This is a genomic window from Bacillus sp. PK3-067, assembly GCF_056738645.1.
The window spans coordinates 3789241-3800507 of sequence record NZ_CP096490.1; the positions used below are offsets into that span (position 1 = coordinate 3789241).

Annotated in this window: 10 protein-coding genes and 1 pseudogene; 3 read left to right on the top strand and 8 right to left on the bottom strand. The window is 34.6% G+C overall.

Annotated elements, in window-relative coordinates:
• Positions 1 to 663: 663 nt before the first annotated feature.
• From dapA to spoVFB, 4 genes and pseudogenes are all read right to left on the bottom strand, one after another.
• Positions 664 to 1542: a 4-hydroxy-tetrahydrodipicolinate synthase gene (gene dapA / locus M1D73_RS19355; protein WP_000564765.1), complete on the bottom strand. Its 879-nt coding sequence runs from the start codon at positions 1540 to 1542 to the stop codon at positions 664 to 666.
• Positions 1543 to 1553: 11 nt separating this feature from the next.
• Positions 1554 to 2786, bottom strand: coding sequence for an aspartate kinase (gene dapG / locus M1D73_RS19360; protein WP_000692451.1), 1233 nt, complete (start codon positions 2784 to 2786; stop codon positions 1554 to 1556).
• Positions 2787 to 2809: 23 nt separating this feature from the next.
• On the bottom strand, positions 2810 to 3856 hold the full coding sequence (asd, locus tag M1D73_RS19365; RefSeq protein WP_000414846.1) for an aspartate-semialdehyde dehydrogenase: 1047 nt from the start codon (positions 3854 to 3856) through the stop codon (positions 2810 to 2812).
• 150 nt (positions 3857 to 4006) lie between these two features.
• A pseudogene (gene spoVFB / locus M1D73_RS19370) lies at positions 4007 to 4195 on the bottom strand (dipicolinate synthase subunit B); the annotation flags it as partial.
• A 237-nt stretch (positions 4196 to 4432) separates the two neighbouring features.
• On the opposite strand from spoVFB, the gene M1D73_RS19375 reads away from it, so the two are divergent.
• The 3 genes from M1D73_RS19375 to M1D73_RS19385 all read left to right on the top strand — a co-directional run bounded on the left by M1D73_RS19375 (position 4433) and on the right by M1D73_RS19385 (position 7843).
• Positions 4433 to 6151 carry a zincin-like metallopeptidase toxin domain-containing protein gene (locus M1D73_RS19375; protein ID WP_481157943.1) on the top strand — a complete coding sequence of 573 codons (1719 nt, stop codon included), beginning with the start codon at positions 4433 to 4435 and terminating at the stop codon, positions 6149 to 6151.
• Between the two features lie 14 nt (positions 6152 to 6165).
• Entirely contained in the window at positions 6166 to 6654 is a 489-nt protein-coding gene (locus M1D73_RS19380; protein WP_000050864.1) for a hypothetical protein, read from the top strand.
• A gap of 682 nt (positions 6655 to 7336) precedes the next feature.
• On the top strand, positions 7337 to 7843 hold the full coding sequence (locus tag M1D73_RS19385) for a hypothetical protein (protein WP_481157944.1): 507 nt from the start codon (positions 7337 to 7339) through the stop codon (positions 7841 to 7843).
• A gap of 198 nt (positions 7844 to 8041) precedes the next feature.
• On the opposite strand, the gene M1D73_RS19390 is transcribed toward M1D73_RS19385, so the two are convergent.
• From M1D73_RS19390 to M1D73_RS19405, 4 genes are all read right to left on the bottom strand, one after another.
• Positions 8042 to 8851 carry a GH25 family lysozyme gene (locus M1D73_RS19390; protein ID WP_128267067.1) on the bottom strand — a complete coding sequence of 270 codons (810 nt, stop codon included), beginning with the start codon at positions 8849 to 8851 and terminating at the stop codon, positions 8042 to 8044.
• The gene (locus tag M1D73_RS19395; protein WP_070179436.1) at positions 8851 to 9276 is read right to left on the bottom strand and encodes a phage holin family protein; all 426 of its coding nucleotides are present in this window, start codon (positions 9274 to 9276) and stop codon (positions 8851 to 8853) included. Before M1D73_RS19395 ends, M1D73_RS19390 begins: the two co-directional genes overlap by 1 nt.
• A gap of 88 nt (positions 9277 to 9364) precedes the next feature.
• On the bottom strand, positions 9365 to 10759 hold the full coding sequence (locus M1D73_RS19400; protein ID WP_481157945.1) for an outer membrane protein assembly factor BamB family protein: 1395 nt from the start codon (positions 10757 to 10759) through the stop codon (positions 9365 to 9367).
• Between the two features lie 118 nt (positions 10760 to 10877).
• Complete coding sequence (locus M1D73_RS19405) at positions 10878 to 11258, bottom strand: hypothetical protein (RefSeq protein ID WP_130055478.1); 381 nt, start codon at positions 11256 to 11258, stop codon at positions 10878 to 10880.
• Positions 11259 to 11267 lie beyond the last annotated feature (9 nt).

Below are 11267 nucleotides of genomic sequence, written 5' to 3' on the forward strand. Positions count from 1 at the left end.
AACCACCATATTTTCACCGTCCAAGACGAATGTCCTTACCGTTATGCGATATCATGTCCTTGTTTATTTTTTAAACCAGGTTTCACCTCTCTTTCATTATATAAATCAAATATCTTATTCGATATGATATGAAAATTTAATTAAATTATAATTTTTCCCAATTTTGCTAAGCATACCCGTACTAAGCTACTTAGCCATATTATACCTGATACAAGAAATAGAACACAAGTTAAATCGTGCGAAAGAAAGAGGAAAAGAACGGAATGACAACAAAAGTATCGAACGTATTTCCTTTATATTTACTCCGATTTTATACTCCATATTATTTTGAAGAACTAGCCATACATACGCTAAATTCATTTCATAATAGGGAGTTTCAAGATTTATTTTTCTAGAATCCAACAAAAACACTTACAAAATGGAGTTTTTTTATGAATTACGTCACATTTGAGGGGATTTCTCTAAAAACAGACACCGTAGTTTATTACGTTTATGCCATAATATCTATCATTTTTTGACTCAGTTAAAGGGGTACGATTATTTTCTTATACACATAATGAAGAAGCGATTAATATTCTTATAAGAACACATATAAGTAAGAAAAAGAGGAAAAGATTTGCATATAGTAAAAAATGACCTAGTTCTACACTAGGTCATTTTTTATTAACGAGGGATAGATTGCATTACAGATTGTAACGTTACTCTTTCTTCTTCTGTTAATGGAAGAAGTGGTAAACGTACAGAACCTACATCTAATCCAACCATTTGTAACGCTGTTTTTACTGGAGTTGGACTTGGCGCCATAAATAATGAATCAGTTACTCTTACAAGTAATTGATGTAATTTTTGTGCCTTCTTAAATTCTCCTGTTTGAAATGCTGTAATCATTTCTTGCATTTCGTTTCCGATAACATGAGAGGCTACCGAAACGATACCTTTCGCTCCAACTGCCATAGCTGGTAACGTTAAACCGTCATCACCGCTGTATACCGCAAAGTCGTCCGCTGTTTTTTCAATGATTTCTGTCATTGTTAACACATCGCCGCCGGCATCTTTAATAGCAACAATGTTTTCTATTTCTGATAAACGAACAACTGTATCAACGGAGATTTGTACAATAGATCGTCCTGGAACGTTATATAGCATAACCGGAAGCGGCGTGCTTTCAGCAATTGCTTTAAAATGCTGATACATTCCTTCTTGACTCGGTTTGTTATAATACGGTGCTACTAGCATTACTGCATCCACACCAACTTCTGTTGCCTTTTTAGTTAAGTCAATAGAAGCATGCGTATTATTGCTACCTGTTCCAGCGATTACGGGCACTCTTTTATCGACAACAGATACGACATGGCGATATAACGCTACTTTCTCTTCTGAAGTTAATGTAGGAGATTCTCCTGTCGTTCCTCCTACCACGATTGCTGTTGTACCGTTATCAATTAAATAATTTACCAATTTCGTTGTCTTTGCAAAATCGATATTCCCGTTTATATCAAACGGTGTTACCATCGCGGTTGCAATTGTCCCAAAATCTATCATGGTCTCACTCCTTATTGTTCCAGTTGCTTTTCTTTTGAAAGCTCAAACGCACTATGTAATGCATTTACAGCCTCCACTAAATCAGTTTCTTTTACAAGAACCCAAATTGTTGTATGACTATCTGCCGATTGCAGGATTTGAATACCTTTTTCCGCTAAAGCTGTAACGATTTTCGCAGTAACCCCTGGGTATCCTGCCATTCCAGCCCCAACGATAGATACTTTCGCACAATGTTCTGTCACAATTGGCTCATATCCAAGGTTCTGTAATAATTTAACTGCATGACTTGATACATTATCACTCACCGTATATGCTACGCCAGTAGGTGAAATATTAATTAAATCAACACTTATTCCTTCGTTCGCCATCTCTTTAAACACATGTTGTTGCAAATCATATGCCGTTTCTTTTGCAAGCACTTTAATTTGCGTTACGTTTGATACGTGGGCAATGCCTGTAACAGGACGTTCTTCTACATCACGACCTCTTGTAGCACCGTCATATGCTGAAATAAGCGTACCTTCACTATCAGAATACGTAGAACGTACACGAAGTGGCACTTTTGCATGCATCGCAATTTCAACTGCACGTGGATGAACGACTTTCGCACCTTGATAAGCCATGTTACAAATTTCGTTATACGTTACAGTTTGAAGATGACGTGCATCTTTTACAATACGAGGATCCGCAGTCATAACACCTTCTACATCAGTGAATATATCGATGTATTCAGCATGAAGTGCAACACCTAATGCTGAAGCTGAAGTATCACTACCTCCGCGTCCAAGTGTTGTCGTATCACCTTTTTTCGTTTGTCCCTGGAATCCTGTAACGACGATTACATCTACATTTTCTAACTCTTCATGTATACGATCGCAATTCATTTCAATAATCTTTGCATTCGTAAAGTCATCATTCGTTACAAAACCAGCTTGTGCACCATTTAATGCTGCTGCTTTTATACCGTTCTCATTCAACATATTAGAGAAAACAATTGCAGAGATTAACTCTCCACACGATAATAATAAATCTTGCTCACGCTTAGAAATAGTAGATTCCTCTTGATTTACAAGACTTAATAACGTATCCGTTGCATATGGTTCACCTTTACGGCCCATAGCAGATACGACAGTAACTACTTTATAACCAGCAGCTAATGATTTTTTTATATGATGAAGCGCATGCTTACGTCCATTGTCATCACGTACTGATGTGCCACCAAATTTTTGAACAATTATTTTCATATTTTGCACCTTCTCTTAGCCGTTTACACTAATTGTAATTTTACTAAGCGCTCTGCAATTTGAACAGAATTCCATGCAGCGCCTTTTAATAAGTTATCAGATACGACCCAAAGATGGAATCCTTTATCGTTATTTAAATCTTTACGGATTCTTCCAACGAATACTTCGTTTTTACCTACTGCAGTAGCTGGCATTGGATATAACTGCTCTTCTGGATTATCTTGTAGAACAATACCTTCCGCATTTGCAAGTAAGCTCTTTAATTCTGCTACTGTTACGCCTTCTTTTTCTACTTCGATGTAAACAGACTCAGAGTGTCCTGATACAACTGGTAAACGTACACATGTTGCCGCTACTTCTAATTCAGGCATATGCATAATTTTTTTCGTTTCGTTAATCATTTTCATTTCTTCAAACGTAAATCCATTATCTTGGAATTTATCAATCTGTGGAATCGCATTAAAAGCAATTGGGAAATGCTTCTTATCACCTGATACAGGAAGAACATTTGCCTTAACTTCTTCGCCATTTAAGATTGCTTGTGATTGTTCATGCAGTTCTTCAATAGCTGCCGCACCAGCACCTGATACAGCTTGATATGTGGAAACGATTACTCGTTTTAAACCATATTGCTGACGAACTGGCTCAAGAGCTACTACCATTTGAATTGTAGAACAGTTTGGATTTGCAATAATACCATTATGTTCTTTTAAGTCGTTTTCATTTACTTCAGGTACAACAAGTGGCACGTTTTCTGTCATACGGAATGCACTTGTATTATCAACAACAATCGCACCGCGTTTTGCTGCTTCTGGCGCTAATTGTTTCGATACAGATCCACCAGCACTAAATAGTGCAATATCTACTCCTTCAAAGCTTTCAGGAGTTGCCTCTTGAACTGTAAATTCTTCGCCTTTAAATACAAGTTTCTTACCTGCAGATCGTTTAGATGAAAGTAACGTTAATTTCCCGATTGGAAATTCTCGTTTCTCTAAAGTATTTAACATTTGTTCACCAACTGCGCCGGTTGCTCCAACTACAGCGACATGAAAAGTTTTTTGCTTTTCCATCACTATGCCCCTTTCTAGATACCAATCCTTCTATAACTTAGAATCAGAAGGAGTATACAATACCCCTTCTAATCTTAATAACGTTAATTTTATCATATTCTACAGTAAGAATGATGGTTTCATCAAAAATTGTCCGTTTTTTTTCGTTTTTTAATTCATATATCTGAATTTTTCTACGACAACCGGTTGCAATTGCTTCCCTTGCAGCGCTTCTAACACTGTATCTTCAAGCAACTCCATGCGAGCTACCATTGAGTTCGGTTTTTTCTCTGGTGCATCTTGCCCGAATGGGACGAAGTAGATGTTTTTTGTTGCCATTAGGCGCATGAGGTTGACGCCAACATGGTAGTGACAATATAAACATTTCTTTTCTCTTCTATTATATATTCATTTCAAATCCTGTAAATTTATTTTGTATACCATATTCTTCACAGGTACCCATAAACGAATTAGACGGTACTTTAGTAATTAAATGGAAAAGTTCTACTTTGATATTGAGTTTACTACAGCAGCATATTTACATATATATCCTTTAATTGGTATGATTTACTTGTTCGCATAAAAGGGGGGAGATTTTTGAGTTTAAATATGTATTTAGGGGAAGTACATGCCCAAACCCAAAGTATGAATGCTGTATGTACGGCTACCATTCAAGGTATGGAACAAGCGATTCAGTCGATTGACGCTTTTGCAATTGATACTGTGTTACAAGGACAAACATATAGCAGTGCAAAATCATTTTTTGTACAAACCTTTCGCCCATTAGCACAAGGAATCATTTATCTGTGTGAAGAGTTAATTCGTCAGAATGATGCTTTTCCAAGTCAATTCCAATCACAGGTCGCTTCCACGGATGTCGTTGAACAAGAGTTACTAGAACAAATTCGAGAAATTGACCGAATGAAAACAAGTATAGAAGCCATCAATCAAGCTATGCCACTCCCGGGTATGGACGCTATGGCGAATCTTTTTACTGTCATGAGGAAAAAACTGCAAGAAAAATTAGATCATCTATATGAATTTAATTATACTTCTAGTAATAATTATGATACTGCACTCCAACTAGCCACTAGCATTGCGATGGGTTTGGCGGAAGTTCAAAGTGGAAAAGGCTTTAGTCCTGCAAGTGGTACATTTAGTACGCAAGGGTTGAATATGGAGTGGATAACTTCTATCCAAGCGATTACAGAAGAAAAAAAACGTCATTCTGAAGGAAGTAGTATTATAGAAGAATCGTTGTTCGATAAATTTAAAGATACTGTTGAAAATAACGTAGAAGCGATAGATCAGTTGTACGAAAAGTTTATTCGCCAGATAGAAAACACTCCCCTTATTGGGCAATATTACAACTACAAAAAAGGGCAAAATGAAGCGGTGTTAGATGAACTTAAAGGAATATTAAACACAATTTTACATCCAATAGATAGTGTTGAGGGTGCTGTGTATGCTCTTTCTCACATCGACGAAACATTTGCTGCTGTAGAACAAGCTATTTCTGATTCGTGGAATCAAGATGTTGTAAATGGAGATTGGAATAGCAGAGCTAAATGGTATGGAAATGTAGAGATGCAAGTTAAATTAGCAATCGCTGAATTATTCGTAGGAACAAAAGGTGTAGATAAAGTTTCAACGTTAGGCAAAACCTCAAAACTTAGTGAAAGTGTAAATTTTATACATGGCACTAAAAACGTAATAACTTTAGATAAGTATAAGCAAAGCGTTGACATGTTGAATAATATTCTAATGCCAAAAAATCAATTTGCTTATACAGGAAGAAATATTGTAGACTCTTTCTCAGATAGCAATGCTCTTAAACAAGCTAAAGAAAAACTATTTACTCATCAGTTTGCTGAAAGTACAGGTGACGTTAATAAGACAACAAGCGGAGCTGACTTGGATTTTAGAAAAGTAAATATTCAAACCAATGAAATTGGAGAAACTTTAGCTACTAGAAAGGAAATTCGAGCGTATAAAAAGGAATGGGGAGAATTAGGTATAAAAGTTAATATAGATAAAAAAGGAACAATTCTTCCAAACAATGTAGAAGCAGCATTTGACTTTGTTAATGGGGATATATATTTAAAGAAAAAACCATCCGTCATAAATATGCATCATGAGGGTTTTCATGCAGAGCAGTGGTTAGATATAGGAAAAGAGCAATATATGAATCTTAGTAGGTTAGAAAGAGAAGAATATGTATTTGAACAAGTAATGAAAAATAAACATTTATTTGATAAAGCTTCTATTGACCATTCAATAGAATATATTGAAAGATTAAGATTGAAATATAAATAAAAGGAGAATTTTATATGTCTTTAGATAAGTATAAAAATATGTCTGATGAAGAGTTTAAACAATTGTCTACTGAAGAATTTCAAAATTATATAAAATTAAAGCAAGAAGATTTTTCAAGACATTATAGGAAAATAAATGAAATTACTGTAGATGTAATGTTAAAGCCTCAGGAAGCAATAGAAATTGCTAAACATTATCATAAGAAAAATAAATTAGATGGAGTAGTTAATGAAGATATCAACCAGCTTTTCTTTGATGAGGCTTATACATTTAAAATTGTGAAAGAAAATAGAAACAATGATGATATAAGACCAGCTTGGAGAATATTAGTGGATTTACCAAAAAACCCTTTTCTTATGGAGGACTATACACTAATTGTGTCTGATAGAGATAAAAAAGTAATGGGTATGCTCGATCCAAATGGGCATCCAGTATTTAAAGGCAATGAATTTACAGATGAAGATATCGAATATATTATGAGCGATGAGGATTCTAAAGATTAATTAAGGTTATACTTTAGTGGATAGTTTTATAAATAGAATAATTGTCTTTTTTAATTAGTTTTTATGCTATTTTGCTAGATTCTAAGGGCAAAGAAAGAAGAATTTAAAAGAACAAGATAAATGGAAGAAAAATTTTTATATCTCTATTTTTTATATAATGATACATTTATTAACATCAACTAGGAGGAACATTCCTTGAAAGTTGTACGCTCTATATTTAAAGGCTTTCGTTTAATAGGTTTAATTGTAAAGCCAGTACTTAAAGCATTATCTAAAAGTAAATTTTAAATCCCATAAATATTAAAATCCCCTTCTGCATATAGGTGCAGAAGGGGATTTTTTTCAAATTATTCTATTCGTTCTACAGACAGTACTCATAGATAAATAAGAAACGGTGTATATTTACCCTAACATTTATAAAGATGAAAATCAATATATAATTATCTACATATAGAACCAGATAATAATTTTGTTCATAAAACTATTCTTTTCTATGAAATATTTAGTATATGCATAGACTTCATTTGCCGTTACATAGTATCCCTTTGCTATTGTGTAATTTATATGTGGCATCATTATTAATATGCAACATTTCATATTAATACATTATATATAAATGTTGTAATTTACATTTAGCCCCTGTAAAATTTAGGGTGTAAAAACCATTATAGGAGATGTGATTATGAAGAAAATTTTAACTTCACTTATGCTAATTGGATTAATAGTATTTGGCTTTATTTTACCAAGCAATAATGCAAGTGCAGCTGAAAACTCGCCACTTGTCGACAAAGTGCAAATTACTAACATCGGAAACAATGAGTATATCGACTATGGGCAAGGTAAAAAGTATCGAGTTTATGCATATAAAAACACAACATTCAAAGGATATGCATATGACGCAAATGGACAAGCAGTACCTGCTGGTACAACTTTTTACATTTACTTCGATGGCGCACTAAATTTTGCTAAAAAAGATATTTTATGTACTGTAGGAGCAAATGGTGCATTTGAAGGTTCAGTGGAAATGCCTAGTGGTAAGGGGAATTATTCTTTCTGGGCTTCAAGATCAACACACTACTACGATATTGTGACTCTTGGTTATTACAATGGTCCTAACAAAACTAATCCGATTTCAAAAGCAAATGAAAAAACAGTGTATCATTACGCTCAGGGAGTATATCATCCATAAAAAAGAGCCAGCCTATAAGCTGGCCTTTTTTTATTTTATAGAAATATAGACGTTATAAGTCGTAATGTAGTAAGTTTTTCCTTTTAAATCGTGTTCTTTATATTGCACGGATGCTTTCGGTTTATATACTCAGTTTAGATATGATAAATTAGTAAATATAAATTAAAAGAAGCCACCCAACAGGATAGCTTTCAATGTTTATTTTTTAATGTACTCGTACCACCAGTTTCTTTCATCCATCCAAGCTGTAATCTTATCAAGCTCGCCATTAGGTAGTACTTCAGTTTGTAAGTAAGCTAAACCAGTTAATGGATCAGAGACAACCTTCCCTTTTGTTCCACGCTCATTCATAGCATTTACGACTTCCTGAACCAGTGAAATGCCAAATCCACCAGATTTAACGTATTGATAGCCACCATTAGCAACAAATTGTTCTGTTTGTTCCTCTCCTGTAAACCAATATAATGATTTACTGCCAATCAATTGGTTCAAATCACACTTACCGATACCAGGTACATTACCTGTCTCTGTGTATTGCCAAATATCGCATGGATAAGCTGGCTTATTACCGCCATAACGAGGAATCCAAACAAAGTCAGCTTTTACATTTGCCATACCAAACGGAGCATACATATGATGACCAACGTATAAACCAACTTTCTGAGCACCTAATCGACGTAGTTCATCAATAAATGCTTGTGTGCCCGCTCTCATATCATTCATTGTTTTTACTTCAACATCTGCAACCCAGACTGTCGCGCTCTTGTCTCCACGTTTCCAGAAGTCACGAGCTTCTATTCTTGCATCATTTTCAGAAACGAAACGACAGAATGCATAGTTACCAAAAGGAATACCATGTTGCTTCATGGCTTGTACATACCCTTTATACAATGGATCTACATAATTTGAACCATCTTGTACACGAGCGATGATGAAATCAATGTATTGCTTTGCTATAGGCCAGTTAATGTCACCATTCCATTTTGAAATATCAATAATTTGTCCCATTACTTAACATCTCCTCTTCTATCTTCTTGTTTTTGTTTACCGCCTAAAATCTCAACTGCATTTGTTAAAGCTTGCGGAAGCGGAATACCCATTCGTCCAGCATTTTCTAAAAGTGAAAGTAACTCATTACCCATGAAGAAGAAAATTGTTGCTTCACGAATAGCACTATTACTTCCTAACGCTGCATCTAATTGAGCTGCCGCTCCGACCAAAAGAAAAAGCACCACCTTTTTGGCGATGCCTTTGAAACCAACTTTACTTTTTAATTCTCCGTTATACCCTGCTGCAATCATGCCAGTTAAATAATCAATAACTGCCATCGTTACTAAGATTTTCAATGTTGCATCCCATCCTCCCAAGAAATACCCACAAAAGCCACCAAATGTAGCAATAAATGCTTTCATTAATACATCAATACGATCCATCTTTCCATCTCCTTATTTATAATAAAAAAAGAGAGACGCTTGTCCCTCTTTTCTCAAAAACCATTCAATTGTATTAATCCAAGTAAGTTTATTTGTCTGTTTTATCAAGATCATCCGATAATTTCTTTAAAATATCACGTGCTTCTTTCTTCTCTTCATCTGTTAATTTAGCATTCTTACTCTTTGCTTCCAACGATTTAAGTACTTCCATGTATGTACTATCTTTAGTGCATACAGTGTCTGTATAAGAGTCGCCAATAGCTACTAATGAATAATACGTTTCTTTATTCTCCTTAGGCACATGCCCTAGAATATACAAAACTCCATCTTTACCAATGCTTATAGAGTTATTTGAAGTACCACCATGGAAAATAGGAGATGACCACTCGGTCTTCCATTTCAGTGTCCCATCTGGGTTTAATGCATATAATTGTTGAGATGAATGAATATAAATCACACCATTTTTATCGATTACCGGTGAGTTAATAATAACCTGAGTACCTGTTTCATATTTCCATTTCAGTGTATAGTCTGGATTATATGCATATACACCACCGCTTTTAGCTATATAAATGGTTCCATCTTTTGAATATATTGTAGGAGCAGATTTCGAACTAATCTCATCCTGTTCCCATTGTTTCATTATATTTCCATCTTTATCTAAAACGTATATAATAGACCCACCATTTATATATAATTCGCTATTTAAACCTAAAGAAAAACCAGGATTACCTCCATTCCCCTTAATCTTTTTATTCCATAATTCTTTACCGTCTTTGTCATGAGCATATAGATAATAATTTTCACCACTTGAAGATACAGTATAAATAATTCCATCCTTTGACATAAGCATAGAATTAGTTCCCGTTGTCGTTCCTTTAAACAGTTCACTTGATACCCATTTTTTTGATCCATTTGGATTATATGCGTGTATTGTTCTCTTATCATAAGCAGCATAGCGTACATAAAGTGTACCTTCACTATCTAGAATAGGAGTATCAACATAACCATTATCTTTAGTTTGCCATTTTATTGAACCATCTGGATTTAAAGCTGTTAATTTTCCTCCTACAACATAAATAGTTCCGTCTGCCGCTATAACAGGTGAAGTGTAAATATTCGCTATACCATCTTTAACCCATTTAACTGAACCATCTTTATTAAATGCATACAGTTTTTGGTTTGCATTTCCTATATAAATCGTCCCATCACTTCCAATTGCTGGTTGACTGTAAAATGTTTGAATACCACCTTCTTTGTAAAAAACCTTATACTCCCATTTCACTTTAGGTGTTTCTGGTCCAACGTAAGGTGAATTTTTATTCCAATTCTGACCAAAAGAAAACTCAGCTTGTAAATCATACTTCCCTTGTTCAAATTGTTCACCTTGTGCGCTTGATGTTTCTGCTTTTGTCATTGAATTAGGATGCAACCCTACCATCAAAACAAACAACAACATCATTAGCATAAATTTCTTTTTCATAATATACCTCCTAAATTAACTATTAAATTATATAACAATAAAATCATATTTATTATATATTATAATTAATAATTGAAATACTTAAAAACTAATATAAACAGAAATAAAAAAAGACCAGCTAATACTGCTCCTGCTTTGTTTGCGTATTATTTTCATTAGTTGGTTTTAGTGGTTCTTGTGGTGGATAAGAACTGGTAAGCGATGTATAACACTCCATACAAATGTGCTTTTTCGCAAATCCCATATCCAGTGCGTACAGACGAGCTCCGCGTTTACATATTTCGCATCTTGTTGCAATACGGAAATATATCGTTCCATCCGTTTCCCCCCACACCTCTACTTTATTAGCACCATATAAACCGGCATTGTTTAGCATATCAAAAGGAATTCGCACAAATACTCCGTTTTCGTTTCTTTCTGAATCTACTAACCTACCAGCAAACGGAGCACCTTGCCCTGCTTGTAAGGGATAACCTTGTAAATCCTTGTAATCATCCATATATTTTCC